This is a genomic window from Spongiibacter sp. (genome assembly GCF_041602295.1).
GTDB lineage: Bacteria > Pseudomonadota > Gammaproteobacteria > Pseudomonadales > Spongiibacteraceae > Spongiibacter.
On sequence record NZ_JBFIGO010000033.1, the window covers coordinates 1 to 15660 of the forward strand.

Here is a 15660-nt window from a genome sequence, read left to right on the forward strand (position 1 = left end):
ACAAAGGCAGCCATTTTGATCGATACCAGGATAAACCACAGCACGAACAGGGTATCGCGCAGGCGTTCTTTCGGCACGTGAGTGGCAAACACCGCAATAATAAGCGGCGCACCGATCAGGGACGTACCACTGATGTACCCTCCCAGAACGAGAAACAGCGCATCCACAGCCCGGCTTTTACTGTGAAAAGGCCGGTTGAGGATGTAGCTGACGGAATACACCGCAACGATCGAAAAAATGATACTGCTCATCAGGGCTGGCGGCAGCGTGATCAGGCCAAACACTCCGATCAATTTCGGCACGATCATGATGACCAGGGCATAGCGCAGATAGGGCCAGTCCACCGTCGGCCCGGTACTTTCGTGTTCAGGGAGTCGACGCTGGCGCCGCTGGTTACCGAGGACGGTCAGCGCTGAAAACACCAGCAGGTGTACCGAAATCAGCGGCAGGAAGACCAGTGGCTGGTTGTGCACCAACAGCAGAAAGGGCAGCGACAGCACCGCACCGCCAAAGCCCAGACCCGAGCGCACAAAGCCACTCCAGATAAAAATCAGCGCGATGAGCACATATTGATAGAGGGCGAGTTCGTTCATGGTAAGTGCTGTGTTTGGCGGCCTGCAGTTGGGCAATTTTCGCCGCAGCGGCTAGGCTGAGTAAGGGCTGGCGACAAATTTGTCGGCCGCGCGGTGGAGGTGGTGGCGATGATACAGTTTTCACGACAGGAACGCGACGCGATGAGCGATGCGCTCAAGGCTTACTTCAGTGAGGAGTTGGATCGCGAGCTGGGGCAGTTTGAGGCGGAGTTTTTGCTCGACTTTGTCAGCCGTGAGCTAGGAGCCTATTTTTACAATCGCGGCCTCTACGACGCTCAGTCGCTGCTGAGCGGCCGCATTGATGAGCTGGGTGATGCCATATTGGCGCTGGAGCAGACTCCCGGCAGCAACTAAAGCTGCTGGCTGTGTAGGGTCTTTTCTAGGCGCTTTAACATTTGTGTGCCGGGCTCGGGGCGGGCGATAAAATAGCCTTGAGCGGTGTTGCACTGCCACTGCTGTAACAGCTCCAGTTGCTCGGCCTGCTCAACCCCTTCGGCAACCACAGTGATATTCAGCGCTTGGGCCATTTCGATAATAATTTTCACAATGGCGCGCTGCTTGGGTTGTCGCAGCATATTGGCGACAAAGCTGCGGTCGATCTTCAGTATGTCGATGGGCAGTTCGGCCAGGTAGTGCAAGGACGAATAGCCAGTGCCGAAATCATCCAGTGAAATCTTAACGCCCAGTGCGGACAGTCTTTGCAAGGTGCGGCGCACCAGGGCACGGTCCAGCATCATCACGCTTTCGGTGAGCTCGATTTCCAGGTGGCGATGGGCCGGCAGTCTTGCCATCGCTGCCTGCAGGCTGTGGTAAAGCTGGTCACTGGTAAACTGCGCCATTGATACATTGACGGCAATGCTAAACGGGGCGTCGCCGGGGATACGCAGCAAGCAATCGGTGGCTTGGCGGATTACCCAATCGCCAAGCGCGAGAATGGCGCCACTCTGCTCGGCGATAGCGATAAATTCATCCGGTGCGACCGCGCCCAATTGCGGGTGCTGCCAGCGCAGCAGGGCCTCTGCGCCGTTAATGCTGCCGTCGCGCAGCGATTGCTTGATCTGAAAATGCAGACTTAACTGCTCGGTGATTTCGGGCTGTTGCAGCGCCGTGCGGATGGTGATGTCGCGCTGCAATTGTTCCCACAGCTCGGGCCGGTAGTGAACGATGTTGTTGCTCTGGCGGCTGGTTGTGGCCGCGAGTTGTGCCCGGCGCAGTGCGGCCTCGCCATTGTTGCTGAGTGCCGCCAGCCCCAGGCCGCTGTCCAGAGTTACAGAGTGCTGTCCCCAGTTGAGCTGAGTGCCAACCTGGCGCAGTAGCTGGCGTCCCAGCGTCTGCCACTGCTGCAGTTCAGGTGGATCGACCAACAGTGCAAATTCATTTTCACTAATGCGTGCGGAGAGTTGCCGTTGCTCACTGATGTAGCGCAGGCTGTTGGCGCAGTGCTGCAAAGCGGCATCGCCAGCGGCGTTGCCAAAGGTGTCGCAGATAGCGCGGTAATTGTGCAGGCGGAAAACCAGTAAGCCGCCGGCAAGGTGCTGGTTTGCCGCCAGCAGGTTTAGGCATTCACTGCGGTTAAGCAGCCCGGTCAGCGGGTCTTTCTTCAGTGTGTCGAGGTGTCGCCGCGCTTCTGTGTGGCTGCGAATGAGTAGTGTGACGACTCCCAGTGTTAGCAGCCCGGTGGCAAATAGCAGTTGCCAGTCAAAAGCTTGGTGTCGGCTGATCAACACTACAAATGGCAGGCATAACATCACCACATTGAGGCAAAACAGCGGGTAGAAACGCGATTGCAGCGACATGGACATCGTCAGCAGTACAAACATCATTAGCAGCACTAAAATTTGCTGCCAGAGATTCAGGTAGTCAATAAAGGTCAAGCTGAGGCAGCCCCACAGCAGAAAGCCGAGGGCGCTGAGCAGACAGTAGCAAATTAGCCAGGGGCGGACGCCGTTGGTGCAACTCAGCTGGCGAAAACCCAGAGACACGGCCGTCATTCCCAATTGTATGGTGAATAAGGCGGTGAACCAGCCGACTGCGAAGTGCGGTGGCAGGTCTTGCCACAGCACCGTCATCAGCGCTGCCGCACCGACACTGGCGAGCAGGTGGATATAGCGCACGTCGGCCAGCAGGCTGGCCGCTGCTGCCGGAGAATAGTAGTTGCGAATCAGCCGTCGCAATGACATAAGGTACTCTCTGTTATTGCCGGCCCTGGCACGCGATTTCCCTGTGTAGCGTTGGGCATTGTATGTAATCTTGGTGGCCGCTGTCACAAATTCCCGCTATTTCTATGACTTTGCTCGCCGCCGTCAGTTGTTTAGACTGGCTTATTTGCTTACAGGGTGGTCATCGATAATGCGTGTTGCTGAAGCAGTAAAAGTTCGCCGTTCAATTCGCGGTTTTAAACCAGACCCAGTGCCCGATGAGTTGCTGCGTGAAATCCTCGACCTCGCCCGCCATGCGCCCTCTAACTGCAACACTCAGCCCTGGCATCTCACGGTGGTATCGGGCGAGGCCCGTCAGCGTCTTGAGAAGGCGATGGTCGAAGAGATTTTTTCGGGCAAAGCACCGTCGCCGGCTTTTAAACCTGGTGATGCCGAATTGAGCGGCGTGTATAAGGAGCGCCAGTACGCCTGCGCGATGGGTTACTACGGCACCATGGGCATAGAGCGCCACGAAAAAGACAAGCGCCAGGCGCTGATGCTGAAAAACTGGCAGTTCTTTGGTGCACCGCACGTCGCCTTTTTATCCATGCCGGCGAGCATGGGGCCGGTAAACGCCGTCGATATCGGCATTTACCTGCAAACCCTGATGTTGCTGTTGGTGGATTACGGGCTGGCCAGTATTCCCCAGGGCGCGCTCGCCTTCTATCCCGATCCGCTGCTGGAAATTGCCCAGTTGCCCGAGGGGCACGCCATTATCTGTGGCCTGTCTTTTGGTTACGAGGCGCCCGATGAGCAGATCAATAAGGTCACCATGGACCGCGCGCCGCTGGAGGATACGGTGACTTTACTCTCCTGAGTTCGGCCCGCTGGCAGGATGGGTGCGATGCCCACTCTGCCTTGTGGCTTGTTTATCTTATCTGGGGCGTGGCCCCCGGAATACCGGCGGCGCTATGGTCAGCTTTGAGGCTGGCGGCGTCTTGAAATGGCGCAATAGATTCGTTATAAAAGTGATGCTCCGGCACTTTAGGAAGTAATTGTGGCCTTGGTCGCGGATAAGGTGTTGTTGGTGTTTGATTTGGGTAATGGATTCTCAGGTCACCGTAATTGCTTCAAATAATCAGGGAAGATTCTTTCTACATCCCTTCAGTAAATTCTGCTCTTACTGCCAGTCACGGCAGGGCCTTTGGTCGTCTGTTAGGAGCCTTTGTTTGTTATGGAGAAACGCGATGAAAAAAAATTGGATTTTAGCAACGGCGGTGGCCAGCGTTCTGGCTGCTTGCGGCGGTGGTAGCAGCAGTGGCGGCGGTAGCAGTGCTGCCAGCAGTGTTAACGGCGGCGCCTCCAAGGGCATCATTATCGGCGGCGTGGTGAATGCCTACGCCATCGACGACAGCGGCCAGGTGGATAAGAGCCAAACCTTGGCTGAGCCGACGACCACGGCGGACGATGGCAGTTACAGCCTGACGCTCAATAGCAATTACAGCGGCGGTGCACTGTGGGTTGAGATCACTACTGCCGAGGGCACGGTGATGCGCTGCGATCTGGCGGTGTGTCAGCGCGACGGCAATGGGGCGCCAACGGTCAGCTTTGGCGAGGACTACCCGCTGGCGAGCGACTTCAGCTTGAGCGCGGTGCTGCCCGAGGCCTCCGGCAGTGTGTCGGCCAGTATTACACCACTGACCAGCACGGCGGCGGCACTGGCACTAAGTAAGGTGGCCAGTGGTGCGCGCCCGGCTGACGCCGCCGCGGCAGCCAATGCCCAGGTTGCCAGCCGCTTTGGCCTGGCGAGTAACGACCTGACGGCGCAGCCGATTATCGATATTACCAGCGCTGCGGCGGTGAATGGCGCGAGCAAGGAACAGCTGGACTACAACCTGAAAGCGGCGGCGGCCGTCGCCGCGGCACTGGGCGATGGCGAAACCGTGGAGCAGGCCCTCGGCCAATTTGTTGAGCAGTATAAAAATGCCGGTGTTGCCGACTATGAATCAACCGCCGACGACGACGCGGCGAGCATCGAGGAAATCCTGCAGCAGGCGCAAGTGCTGTTGGACAAGGTGAAGGCGCTGGATGGCGTTGACAACGCTGCTGTTGAAGAGGCTGATACCGAGCTGGAGGCCGAAACGGCCGAGGCGCGCAACAGCGGTTCGGACCAGCCCAGTCAGGGCGAGGTGCCCGATGATGTCGGTTCCGAGGGCCTGCGCGCAAGCAAGCAGTTTGTCGCCCAGCTACGCGACTTGGCCAGCGCCGGTCTGATGGAAGATGACAGCGGTGCGCGGGCGTTTGGCGAGCAGCTGGAGATGGCTGGCGAAGTGCTGTCTGCCGATGCTGAAACCGTGGTGGAAGGTCTGGCCAGGGCCTTAAATGCCATTTCCTATGCCTATGAGGCCTATGCAGAGGCGGCGGAAGAGGGTGAGCCGGCACCGACCTCCTATTCCCATGGGGACGGTATTCTGGTCACTATTGCAGAGACAGCCGCTGGCGTTCAATACAGTGTCGAGGAGTCTGTGCTGGTAGGTGAGACGTCGGTCGCTGTTGACGTGGTTGCCGCTGACGAAGTGGCTAGTGAATTCACCGAGACACAAACCCTTGATGGCGACACCGAGACCACCGAGTCAGCAGGCAGTATTTCTGGCAGTTTCACCCTCAATGGTTCGGCTGCCAGCAGCACCGTCAGGCTGGCTATTGCCGAGGACTCGGGGTTTTCCGCGACACTGCACGGTGAGTCGACATTTGAAAATACTGAAGTCGAGTCGGATAGCGGCTACAGCGATGATGAGGTCAGTCACGAGGAACTTACCGTTAATGATCTTGAGATATCGCTGGGTATGACCCTTTCCCAGCTGACCGGGGACAATCCGGTGAGTTTTGAGGGCTTGATGACGATCGACATTGAAGATTTCTCGTCGGCGTCGGATGAAACCTATCACGATAGCTATGATCGCGATGAGGGCTACGACTTCAGCATTGATCAAACTACAACCTCCAGCCTGGGTGGTTTTGAGTGGCTGTTGTCCGGTCGCGCTTTCGATCAAGATGGCAGTGAGTTATCTGCCAGTATCGCGCTACAGGCCGACAACTTCTCGATGACATGTACTGATCAGCGTTCATCCTCTTCCACTAGCCCATATCAAGCTGAAGGCGAGTGCGAGCTGGACGAGACCGAAGAGAGCTATGGCGCGGCAAATGTCACTGTCAGTTTCGGCTTGGAGATCGCCGGTTTGGCCGACAAGATTGCGGTTACTGCCAGTGGCACGCGCTCAGGCTTAAGAGAAGCGGAGTTGGATCTCGAGTTGCGCTACGGCGGCAAGTCGCTGACATTGGCGCACGTGGCCGACCTCTCTGAAGAGGCAGCTGAGGGTGGCAGCGTAACGGTGAGCAACCACAACGATGTGGTCATGACGCTGAACGAGGATGCCGATGGCGAACTCAGCGGTGTGATTGAGCAGGATGGTGTGCAGTATGCGGTCATCGACGAAGATGCCGGTGCACCAATGGTCACCTACAGCGACGGTGAATTCGAAACCCTGTAAACCGCTGCTTCGCTAGTCTTTTTACCCCAGGGAGGCATTTGCCTCCCTTTTTGATTAACGAAGCTTTTAGCCGAGAACGGTATCCTTTATGAAAGCAGCGAGCTTTTGCTTATTCCTTGTGCTGGTCTCCTGCGCGGCCTATGCCGGCAGTGAGCCCCACTATTTCTACACCGCGCTGGAGTCCAGCTCCTACAGTGAAATCGCACCAATCAAACAGTTGTTAGATGACCTTGAAGGGCCGAAATTTGACCGCGGTGATTTGGTCTTTAGCCACAGTTGGCTGGAGTTGGGTGAACGCCGTGGGCCCTGGGAGGTGGGGGTCTTCGCGCGCTATGATTATTTTCTGGAATTTAACAATGATACGGCGGAGCTCGCCTACGCCGATAAAAATGCTATCGAGCTAGAAAAAAATCGTCGCTACCAGGTGTATTTACAGCCCAATACCCTGCGCGCCCGGGGCGTGGGTGTCGGCTATTATTTCGCCCCTTCTGCGGCATTTTCTCTGCGCTTGCGCGGTAACTACTTGCGCGCCTCGCAACTGAGCGACGGCAAGCTGGCGGGCGAGTTACACGCTCTGGAAGACAGCGTCGAAGCCAATCTGCAACTGGATTACAACTACTCTCGCGACGCCTTACTAAAGCGCGAGGAGGAGCGGGTGCGGGGCAATGGCCTGAGTCTCGACGTCGACCTGCACTGGCAGATCGCCTCGCACTGGCGAGTGGATTTTTACAGCCGTGACCTGTTGTCGGCGATATGGTGGCGGGATGTCACCTACACCCGCGCGACAGCGATCAGCGATACCATCAGCTATGACGAAGACGGCAGCATTAATGCCCGGCCGGCGGTTTCGGGGCGGGAGTCCTACCGCGACCACCGCCAGACCTTGCCGAGGCAGTTGTCACTGGGCGCCCAGTATCAATGGCGAGAGCCGGTGTCGCTAAGTCTGACGCTGCAAAGCCACGATAAATACCTGTTCCCACAATTGGCGGTGCAGTGGCAGGCGGCGGCCAGCCGTTGGCAGGCCAGTTATGATATTGAGCGACGTGCACTGGGCTTGTCTCTGCAGCGCGGCAATGTGGCGCTGCAGCTGCGCGCGGATGCTCTCGTGCCGGATAAGGCCAAGGCCTTTACCTTGGCATTCAATTATCGCCTCCCTTTGAGTTCGCCGTTTTGGTAGGTGACGCCCGAAATATCAGGGTAGAACTTTCGCTTCGCCGCTATGCGTAGCTTTAGGGGCATTCTGCCCGGCATGGGAGGCTTTCGCGGCGCTCCCAAAACGCTGCTGGAAATTGCCCAGTTGCCCGAGGGGCACGCCATTATCTGTGGTCTGTCCTTTGGCTATGAAGCGCCCGATGAGCAGATCAATAAGGTCACTATGGACCGCGCGCCGCTGGAGGATACGGTAACACTGATCGCTTAGGGCGATGTGGCGTCTATGCCCTTGGGGTTGGCGCCATAGCGGTTGCTGCCGGCTTCGCTGTCGAGCAGGGTGAATAGCAGAATGACTAGGGGCCCGAGCAGGGGCACGAACAGCAACAACAGCCACCAGCCACTGCGGCCGCTATCGTGCAGGCGGCGGGCGGCATAGGCCAGTGATGGCAGCAGTATCGACAGGCCGTAAAGGCCGCTGAGCAAGCCCATGCCCACCTCGGGGTTGCCCAGTCCAATGACGGCGTCGATAAAGCTCAGTCCCAGGCTGATCAAAATATTGAACAGCATGAAATACCAATATTCTCTTCGGCAGGCGCGGCCACTGAAGTCGGCGTAACGCTGCCAGGCGGTCAAATAGTCGTCGAAGGGGCTGGTCGTCGGTGGTGTGATGGGCGATTCTGCCATGCTCCTCTCCCTTGTAAGGCCGTCGCTGCTGAGCTTTGTCGCCTAGTTGTTGCGGCGTGATTGGCGGTGGCTATCGCGGTGGTTGATAGCAAGTGTAGGGGAAATTGCGGCCAATGCTAATGCACGGCCGTATTGGCCGTGCTGGCCCAAAGGCAAAGACCGCAGGTGGCGTGGGCGGGCAGGCCGTTAAATCAATACCTCCGCCTCGTCGCCGTTGCGCTCCAGCCACTCCTTGCGGTCGGCGGCGCGCTTTTTGCCGAGCAGCATGTCCATCAGGCTGTCGGTGTCGTCGCCGGGCTCGATACTCAGGCGCACTAGGCGGCGGGTGTCGGGGTCCATGACGGTTTCGCGCAGTTGCAGGGGGTTCATCTCGCCCAGGCCCTTGAAGCGGGTGACGGAGATCTTGCCCTTCATCTTTTCTGCTTCGATGCGGTCGACAATGCCCTGTTTTTCATTGTTGTCCAGGGCGTAGAACACTTCTTTGCCAATATCGATGCGGTATAGCGGTGGCATGGCGATAAACACATGGCCCTGCTCCACCAGTGGCCGGAAGTGGCGCAAAAACAGCGCGCACAACAGGGTGGCGATATGGGCGCCGTCGGAGTCGGCGTCGGCGAGAATGCAGATGCGGCCGTAGCGCAGCCCGGTCAAGTCGTTGGAGTCGGGGTCTACGCCCAGCGCCACGGAGATATCGTGGACCTCTTGGGAGGCCAAAATTTGTTGGGAATCGACTTCCCAGGTGTTCAAAATCTTGCCGCGCAGCGGCAGGATCGCCTGAAATTGGCGGTCGCGGGCCTGTTTGGCCGAGCCGCCGGCCGAGTCGCCCTCGACCAGAAACAGTTCGGAGCGCTCGCTTTCCACACCGGAGCAGTCGGCCAGTTTGCCCGGCAGAGCCGGTCCGGCAGACACTTTTTTGCGCACCACCTTTTTGGCCTTGCGCAGCCGCGTCTGGGCATTGCTGATACACAGCTCAGCCAGTTTTTCGGCTTCCTCGGTGTGCTGATTCAGCCACAGGCTGAAGGCGTCTTCGGCCACGCCGGAGACAAAGGCCGAGGCCTCGCGGGAACTCAGGCGCTCCTTGGTCTGGCCGGAGAACTGCGGGTCGGCCAGTTTGGATGACAGCACATAGCTGCACTTGTCCCAGATGTCGTCGGGAGTCAGTTTGACGCCGCGCGGAATCAAGTTGCGGAATTCGCAGAACTCGCGCATGGCATCGAGCAGGCCGCTGCGCAGGCCGTTGACGTGGGTGCCGCCCTGGGCGGTGGGAATCAAGTTGACATAGGACTCGGTCAGCGGCTCGCCGCCCTCGGGCAGCCACTGCACGGCCCAGTCCACGCCCTCGGTATTGCCGCTAAAGTGGCCGACAAAGGGTTGGCTCGGCAGGGTTTCGTATTCGCGGGTGTGGCTGGCTAAATAATCCGGCAGGCCGTCTTCGTAATACCACTCTTCGCTCTCCGCGCCGGTTTCATCGGCAAAGATCACCTTCAGGCCAGGGCAGAGTACGGCCTTGGCGCGCAATACATGCTTGAGGCGGCGCACCGAAAACTTGGCGCTGTCGAAGTACTGGGCATCGGGCCAGAAGCGCAGCAGGGTGCCGGTGTTGCGCTTGCCACAGCTGTCGATCACTTCCAGTTCGGAGGCCTTGTCGCCGTTGGCAAAGCGCATTCGGTGCACCTGGCCGTCGCGCTTAATGGTGACCTCTAGCAGGGTGGACAGGGCGTTGACCACTGATACCCCGACCCCGTGCAGGCCCCCGGAAAACTGGTAGTTATCGTTGGAGAATTTACCGCCGGCGTGCAGGGTGGACAGAATGACCTCGACGCCGGGCAGGCCCATTTCCGGGTGAATATCCACCGGCATGCCGCGGCCGTCGTCGGCGCAGCTCAGCGAGCCGTCGTCGTGCAGGGTGACGATCAGTTGGCTGGCGTGACCGGCCAGCGCCTCGTCGACGCTGTTGTCGATAATTTCCTGGGCCAGGTGGTTGGGGCGGGTGGTGTCGGTATACATCCCCGGGCGCTTGCGCACCGGCTCAAGACCCGTGAGGACTTCTATCGATTGTGATGTGTATTGTGACATGCGTTACCACTGCGAGGCCGCTGCGCGGCGTCGTGAATGAATGGGTTGGGTGGGCTATTGTTAACCAGCCACGCCCAGAAATTCCACTATTGCCGGCAAATGCTTTTCGAAACCAACAAAGCTGTGGTCGCCGCCCGGCTCTACCAGCTGCCGGCACTCCCGGTAAGCGGCTACCGCCAGGCGGTAATCCAGGGTTTCGTCACCTTCCTGAACCATCAGCCAGTAGTGCTCGGGGCTGATCTGGCCGGGGTTGAGTTCTCGCAGGCAGGCGAGGTCACCGTCGCTCACCGCAAAATGCTCGCCGGTATAGGGGTTGTCGTACTCGCCGATGAAATGTTCGCCCCAGTCGCCGGGGGCGACCGCCGGATTCACCAACACCGCTTTAAGGCCGTAGCGCTCGGCCAGTACGGTGGCAAAGAAGCCGCCCAGCGAGCTGCCGATTAGCGCCAGTTGCGCAGGGGCTTTTGCCCTTTCCTCCTCGATCACCTGCGCCAGCTTGGCGAAGGCGTCGGCGGGTTGGTTGGGCATGCTCGGTACACACAGGCGGATGTCGGGGTGATGCCGAGAAAAATAGTCGTTAACCTGCTGTGCTTTGTGAGACTGGGGAGAGGATAAGAAGCCGTGGATATAAATGACTGTTGCGCTCATGCGTAGCCGTTTGCCGTCCTGTCTACTGTAAATTCAACGCCGCTGACGCGCTCGACGCCGGTTTGCCAGTTACCGTTTGCGCCGAGTGAAAACCAGCGATAACCGGGATTGAGGGTGTCGAGGGCAAAATTGCGGCTGCCCGGAGCGAATTGTATACAGGTTGAGGGCGTGGTCAGCAAGCGCTGGCCGCGATAGCGCTGGTCCGACTCCTGGTGTACATGGCCGGAGACAATGGCGGCGACGTCTGCTTGTTGGTCGAGAATATCGAACAGCGCCTCGGCATTGTCGATGCACTGCTCGTCCAGCCATTCTGCGCCCAGCGGTCGCAGGTGGTGGTGGACAAAGATCAGGCTGGGCCGGTCGGCGAGCTGCTCGCTGGCCAGCGCGAGCTGCGCATCGTTCAGGTGGCCGCCGACTTTGCCGCTGACCGCGGAGTTGAGAAACAGCAGTTGCCAGTCACCGAGCTGGATGTGGTTCGGCAGCAGCGCGCTGTCGACGCAGCTGTGCATGGTGGCGAGGTCGTCGTGGTTGCCCGGCAGCCAGACAATACGCCTGGCGATTTTGTTCAGTTTGGGGAGTAGGCGCTGATAAGAGGCGGCATCGCCGTCACAGGACAGGTCGCCGGACACCACCAACACATCGATATCAGGGTGTTGGCGGCGCAGCTGCGCCAGCACTGCGTCCAGGCTGTGGTCGGTATCCATGCCCAATAGCGTGCTGCCCGGCTTGGCGCCCAGGTGGCAGTCGCTAATCTGCACAAGGCAGAGTGGCGTGTTGGTAGCGGCGTTGGCGGTGGTCACAGCAAGTCCCGTCGGTATCTTCGGCTGTTATACGGTAAGGGTAGGCACAAATCCAGCGACCGCACACGCTATTTAGTGGAGTTTCGTCGCAAAGACACAAATTGCGAGCGCTGTCTCGCTGGGGTTAGTTGGTGCCGGTGGGATCCAGGCTCGGGGTCACGGTGATATCACTGCGATGCCCGTGGGCCAGGCACTGACTCAGCCACTCGCCCAAAAAGCGGTTGAGTTGGGCTTTCTCGTCGCGATGGAACATCTGCTTGTTGGGATAGTCGTAGCGCTGGCGCAGGGCATATACCTGTCTAGACCCCGTTACTTCGGCCAGCTTGGCGTCGTGGTAGATCCGCAGTTGCAGGCGCATGGCAGACCAGCCTTGGGTTTTCGCCTGGGCCAGGCTCACTTCTAAAAAGCTGGTATAGGGTGCGCATTCGCGCACGTCGATGTGCAGCGCGTGGCTGCCGACGCCAATGCACAGTTGCTGGCCGGCGTTGAGTTTGTCGGGCAGCAGTTTGCGCAGGCGCAGGTAGTTGAGCTCGCAGTCGGCGAGGTGGGCATTGAGGTTGGCTTGGTAGTGGGGTTTGCTCACAGCACTCCCGAATTTGCGTTGTAATTCAATAAGATTTGTTAATAATCATTCTCGCACAAAGCGAGTCTGATACACTTCGGGCCTGACGCAGCCCCTCCGTTAGCAGAACAGGTTAACTCTATGATTGCCAAACGTCACTTCCTCTGTGTTGCCATCGCGCTGGCCGCCGTGAATTCTGCCGCCAATGCCGACACCCTGCTGGACGTTTACGAACTTGCGGTAACAAACGATCCCCAGTTAAAGGCGGCCGAGGCGACCTATCGGGCCGATATCGAATCGGAGAAGCTCAGCCGTTCGGCGCTGCTGCCGCAGTTGGTGGGTCAGGCCTACTACGAGGATGCCGAGACGGACTCCCAATCCAAGAGCGCGACCTTCAGCTCCGGGCCGCTGGGTGGTGGCTCGACGTCGGTGATTGACCAACAAGTTCACACCGACTCGGAGACGGAAAACTATTCCTTGAGTCTCAGTCAGGCGCTGTTCGACCTGCCCGCCTGGTTTAGTTTTAAGGCGGGTAAAAAAGTGAGCGAGCGCGCCGAGGCGCAACTGGCCTACGACCAGCAGCAGCTGATGGTGCGCGCCGCCGAAACGTATTTCGAGGTGCTTAAAGCCCGCGAAAATCTCGATGCTTCCCGCGCCGAAGAGCGCGCTGCCAAGCGTCAGCTAGAGCAGACCCAGCAGCGCTTTGACGTCGGCCTGATCGCCATTACCGATGTCCATGAGTCGCGCGCGGTCTACGACTCGACCGTGGCCCAGCGCCTGGGTTTTGAGGGCGCGCTGGCCATTGCCCGCGAAAATCTCACCATTCTCACCGGCCAGGAGCACGGCAAGCTGTGGTCGCTGAAAGAAGACTTTCCCATCGACACGCCGCAGCCCGAGAGCCGCGCCGCCTGGGTAGACCTGGCGCTGGCCAATAACTATCAGCTGAAAGTCGCCAACGCCGCCTCCGGCTCGGCCCACGACAATGCCCGCGCCAAGAAAAGCGAGCACCTGCCCAAGATCAGCGGCAGCCTCAGCTATGTCAAACAAGACCTGGATGGCGACCGCCGCTTCAACCCCAGCAGCTCCTTTGCGGTGCCGCCGGACAGCGAGTTTGAAACCGAGGCCCTGCGCGTGACCTTAACGATGCCGCTGTTCGCCGGGGGTGGCGTCAGTGCCAGTCGCCGCCAGGCCTACGAGCAGTACAATGCGGCGCGCTACAGCGCCCAGTTGACCCAGCGCCAGGTCGTTGCCGGCACCCGCGCCCAGCACATTGCGGTCAATACCGCTGTGCAAACGGTTAAGGCCCGCAAGCTCAATATCATCTCGGCGCGCAGTGCCCTGGATGCCACCGAGGCCGGCTACGATGTCGGTACCCGCAATGTGGTTGATGTGTTGGATGCCCAGCGCAAGCTCTACGCCGCGCTGCGCGACTACAGCAACGCCCGCTACGACTACGTGGTGGATATGCTGAAGCTGAAACTCAATGCCGGCACCTTGAGTCCCGCCGATATTCAGGGCCTTAACGGGTGGCTGAAAGAAGGCGACGCCGTGTTGCTAAGTGGCAACAAGGGCTAAGTGGCAACAAGGGCTAAGTGGCAACAAGGGCTAAGCGGTAAGGCTTAGGCTGGCTTCCGAGTGCCCTAGTTCTGCAGGGCGCCCTCAACCTCGTCAATTAATTTCTGCAGGGCGCCGCGATTGGCGTCCACCACCGCCAGTGCCTGTTCGCCGCGTTTGCGGCGCAGGCTGTCGTCGCTCAACAGCTGCTGCAAGGCGTCGGCAATGGCCGGGGCATCGGTCAGCAGCTGCAGGCCGCCGGCGTCCTGCAATAGCTGACTGATCTGGGCAAAATTGAAGTCGCTGGGGCCGGCCAGTACCGGTATGCCCCAGGCGGCGGCTTCCAGGCTGTTGTGGCCGCCGCGCGGCACCAGACTGCCGCCGATAAAGGCGACATCGGCGCAGCCCAGCAGCATTAGCAGTTCGCCCATGGTGTCGCCGAGCAGCACCTGCATGTCGGTCTCACTGTCGCAGCCCTGGCTGCGGCGTTGATAGCGCATGCCCTGCTGGGCGATGAGGCTGGCAACGGCCTCGAAGCGCTCCGGGTGGCGGGGCACCAGAATCAGCAGCGCCCGCGGCTGCTGTTGCAGCAGTTGCTGGTGGGCGGCCAGCAAGATGGCGTCCTCGCCCTCGTGAGTGCTGGCGGCGATCCACACCGGGCGCGGCGCGCCGAACTGGGCGCGCAGCGCCGCCGCTTGTGTGCGCAGCGGGTCGGCAATGTCGACATCAAACTTAATGCTGCCCGACACCCGCAGCTGCGTGCGGCTAGCGCCAATCTCGGTAAAGCGGCGGGCGTCGTCGTCGCTCTGGGCGACAATGCGGCTAAAGGCCTGTACCACGGGTTTGCTGAGGGCGGATAGCCGCTGGTAGCCGCGCGCCGAGCGCGCCGACAGCCTGGCGTTGGCGAGCACAATGGGAATACCGCGTCGCGCGGTCTGGCACACCATATTGGGCCAGATCTCGGTTTCCATGATGACTGCCGCGCGGGGTTGGCTGCGGCGCAGAAAGCGGGCCACTGCATCGGGCAGGTCATAGGGCGCATAAACGTGGTGCACTTGATTGCCAAACATGGCGCGAATACGCGCCGAGCCAGTGGGCGTCATACAGGTGACCATCACCGGCAGCTGGGGGTGGTGGTCGAGAAAATGCTGAATCAGCGGCGCGGCGGCGATGCTCTCGCCCACGGACACCGCGTGTACCCACAGGCCGCCGGTTTGCGGTGGCGGGGTGATAAAGCCAAAGCGCTCGCCGATGCGGCGGCGGTAGTCGGGCGCGCGCAGAGCGCGATAAGTCAGGCGCAGCAACACCAGTGGCAGAATTGAATAAAAGAACAGGCTGTATAAAAGGCGCGGCATGGGCTTGGGGCTTAGTGACAATACGGCGGCTAGCATAGCGCCGGGGCGCGGCGCTGGCCAGTGTCGGCAATGTTGCCGCCTTGCACATCGTCGCGGCAGCTGTGCTATGATCCGCGTTTCCGTATTCACGATATCAACTTGGAGAACCAAGATGAGCGACAACATCGTTCACGTCACTGACAGCAGCTTTGAAGAAGACGTGCTGAAGTCCGATCTACCCGTATTGGTAGATTTCTGGGCTGAGTGGTGTGGCCCCTGTAAGATGATCGCGCCGGTACTCGACGAGATCTCTGGCGATTATGCCGGCAAGATCAAGATCTGCAAGATCGACGTTGACGCCAACTCAGAAACCCCGGCGAAGTTCAGCGTACGCGGTATCCCGACGCTGATGATTTTCAAAGGCGGTAATGCCGAAGCCACGAAAGTGGGCGCCCTGTCCAAGACGCAACTTTGCGACTTTATTGACGGCGCACTGTAATAAAATGGCCCCGCAATGCGCGGGGCCGTTTTTTACGCTTTACGGCTCCGTCATTCGGTGCTAGAGTTC

At 59.4% G+C, this 15660-nt stretch carries 15 protein-coding genes; 7 read left to right on the forward strand and 8 right to left on the reverse strand.

Annotated elements, in window-relative coordinates:
* Positions 1–593 (reverse strand): TSUP family transporter (locus ABYM29_RS07630; protein ID WP_372864132.1); only part of this gene is annotated, 593 nt, incomplete at its 3' end.
* A gap of 108 nt (positions 594–701) precedes the next feature.
* Between ABYM29_RS07630 and ABYM29_RS07635 the strand changes: the two genes are divergently transcribed.
* A complete protein-coding gene (locus ABYM29_RS07635; RefSeq protein ID WP_372864133.1) occupies positions 702–947 on the forward strand; it encodes a DUF2164 domain-containing protein in 246 nt (81 codons plus the stop codon).
* On the opposite strand, the gene ABYM29_RS07640 is transcribed toward ABYM29_RS07635, so the two are convergent.
* Positions 944–2773: a putative bifunctional diguanylate cyclase/phosphodiesterase gene (locus ABYM29_RS07640; protein ID WP_372864134.1), complete on the reverse strand. Its 1830-nt coding sequence runs from the start codon at positions 2771–2773 to the stop codon at positions 944–946. The two genes, ABYM29_RS07635 and ABYM29_RS07640, sit on opposite strands and share 4 nt — an antisense overlap.
* 169 nt (positions 2774–2942) lie before the next feature.
* Between ABYM29_RS07640 and ABYM29_RS07645 the strand changes: the two genes are divergently transcribed.
* The 4 genes from ABYM29_RS07645 (at position 2943) to ABYM29_RS07660 (ending at position 7702) form a co-directional block, all read left to right on the forward strand.
* Positions 2943–3608, forward strand: coding sequence for a nitroreductase (locus ABYM29_RS07645; protein ID WP_372864135.1), 666 nt, complete (start codon positions 2943–2945; stop codon positions 3606–3608).
* Positions 3609–3978: 370 nt separating this feature from the next.
* Positions 3979–6282, forward strand: a complete 2304-nt coding sequence (locus ABYM29_RS07650; protein WP_372864136.1) for a hypothetical protein — start codon at positions 3979–3981, stop codon at positions 6280–6282.
* Positions 6283–6370: 88 nt separating this feature from the next.
* A complete protein-coding gene (locus tag ABYM29_RS07655) occupies positions 6371–7459 on the forward strand; it encodes a hypothetical protein (RefSeq protein ID WP_372864137.1) in 1089 nt (362 codons plus the stop codon).
* 42 nt (positions 7460–7501) lie between these two features.
* On the forward strand, positions 7502–7702 hold the full coding sequence (locus ABYM29_RS07660) for a hypothetical protein (protein ID WP_372864138.1): 201 nt from the start codon (positions 7502–7504) through the stop codon (positions 7700–7702).
* On the opposite strand, the gene ABYM29_RS07665 is transcribed toward ABYM29_RS07660, so the two are convergent.
* The 5 genes from ABYM29_RS07665 to ABYM29_RS07685 form a co-directional block, all read right to left on the reverse strand.
* The gene (locus tag ABYM29_RS07665; protein WP_372864139.1) at positions 7699–8118 is read right to left on the reverse strand and encodes a DUF805 domain-containing protein; all 420 of its coding nucleotides are present in this window, start codon (positions 8116–8118) and stop codon (positions 7699–7701) included. The genes ABYM29_RS07660 and ABYM29_RS07665 overlap by 4 nt on opposite strands.
* Positions 8119–8304: 186 nt before the next feature.
* Positions 8305–10194: a DNA topoisomerase IV subunit B gene (gene parE / locus ABYM29_RS07670; RefSeq protein ID WP_372864140.1), complete on the reverse strand. Its 1890-nt coding sequence runs from the start codon at positions 10192–10194 to the stop codon at positions 8305–8307.
* A 60-nt stretch (positions 10195–10254) separates the two neighbouring features.
* Entirely contained in the window at positions 10255–10842 is a 588-nt protein-coding gene (locus tag ABYM29_RS07675) for a YqiA/YcfP family alpha/beta fold hydrolase (RefSeq protein WP_372864141.1), read from the reverse strand.
* The gene (cpdA, locus tag ABYM29_RS07680) at positions 10839–11642 is read right to left on the reverse strand and encodes a 3',5'-cyclic-AMP phosphodiesterase (RefSeq protein ID WP_372864142.1); all 804 of its coding nucleotides are present in this window, start codon (positions 11640–11642) and stop codon (positions 10839–10841) included. The genes ABYM29_RS07675 and cpdA overlap by 4 nt, the downstream gene beginning before the upstream one ends.
* A 124-nt stretch (positions 11643–11766) precedes the next feature.
* Complete coding sequence (locus ABYM29_RS07685) at positions 11767–12225, reverse strand: DUF1249 domain-containing protein (RefSeq protein ID WP_372864143.1); 459 nt, start codon at positions 12223–12225, stop codon at positions 11767–11769.
* A gap of 120 nt (positions 12226–12345) precedes the next feature.
* Here ABYM29_RS07685 and ABYM29_RS07690 point away from each other — a divergent pair, with 120 nt between their 5' ends.
* The gene (locus tag ABYM29_RS07690) at positions 12346–13779 is read left to right on the forward strand and encodes a TolC family outer membrane protein (RefSeq protein ID WP_372864144.1); all 1434 of its coding nucleotides are present in this window, start codon (positions 12346–12348) and stop codon (positions 13777–13779) included.
* A gap of 65 nt (positions 13780–13844) precedes the next feature.
* Here ABYM29_RS07690 and waaA read toward each other — a convergent pair whose 3' ends face one another.
* Positions 13845–15113, reverse strand: coding sequence for a lipid IV(A) 3-deoxy-D-manno-octulosonic acid transferase (waaA, locus tag ABYM29_RS07695; RefSeq protein WP_372864145.1), 1269 nt, complete (start codon positions 15111–15113; stop codon positions 13845–13847).
* Positions 15114–15264: 151 nt separating this feature from the next.
* Between waaA and trxA the strand changes: the two genes are divergently transcribed.
* Complete coding sequence (gene trxA, locus ABYM29_RS07700) at positions 15265–15591, forward strand: thioredoxin TrxA (RefSeq protein WP_372864146.1); 327 nt, start codon at positions 15265–15267, stop codon at positions 15589–15591.
* The last annotated feature ends 69 nt before the right edge of the window (positions 15592–15660 follow it).

What these genes read in the sequence shown, in the direction of transcription:
- ABYM29_RS07635 (WP_372864133.1), top strand. Translation starts at nt 702, where the DNA reads ATGATACAGTTTTCACGACAGGAACGCGACGCGATGAGCGATGCGCTC.
- ABYM29_RS07640 (WP_372864134.1), bottom strand. Translation starts at nt 2,773, where the DNA reads ATGTCATTGCGACGGCTGATTCGCAACTACTATTCTCCGGCAGCAGCG.
- ABYM29_RS07645 (WP_372864135.1), top strand. Translation starts at nt 2,943, where the DNA reads ATGCGTGTTGCTGAAGCAGTAAAAGTTCGCCGTTCAATTCGCGGTTTT.
- ABYM29_RS07650 (WP_372864136.1), top strand. Translation starts at nt 3,979, where the DNA reads ATGAAAAAAAATTGGATTTTAGCAACGGCGGTGGCCAGCGTTCTGGCT.
- ABYM29_RS07655 (WP_372864137.1), top strand. Translation starts at nt 6,371, where the DNA reads ATGAAAGCAGCGAGCTTTTGCTTATTCCTTGTGCTGGTCTCCTGCGCG.
- ABYM29_RS07660 (WP_372864138.1), top strand. Translation starts at nt 7,502, where the DNA reads ATGCGTAGCTTTAGGGGCATTCTGCCCGGCATGGGAGGCTTTCGCGGC.
- ABYM29_RS07665 (WP_372864139.1), bottom strand. Translation starts at nt 8,118, where the DNA reads ATGGCAGAATCGCCCATCACACCACCGACGACCAGCCCCTTCGACGAC.
- parE (WP_372864140.1), bottom strand. Translation starts at nt 10,194, where the DNA reads ATGTCACAATACACATCACAATCGATAGAAGTCCTCACGGGTCTTGAG.
- ABYM29_RS07675 (WP_372864141.1), bottom strand. Translation starts at nt 10,842, where the DNA reads ATGAGCGCAACAGTCATTTATATCCACGGCTTCTTATCCTCTCCCCAG.
- ABYM29_RS07690 (WP_372864144.1), top strand. Translation starts at nt 12,346, where the DNA reads ATGATTGCCAAACGTCACTTCCTCTGTGTTGCCATCGCGCTGGCCGCC.
- waaA (WP_372864145.1), bottom strand. Translation starts at nt 15,113, where the DNA reads ATGCCGCGCCTTTTATACAGCCTGTTCTTTTATTCAATTCTGCCACTG.
- trxA (WP_372864146.1), top strand. Translation starts at nt 15,265, where the DNA reads ATGAGCGACAACATCGTTCACGTCACTGACAGCAGCTTTGAAGAAGAC.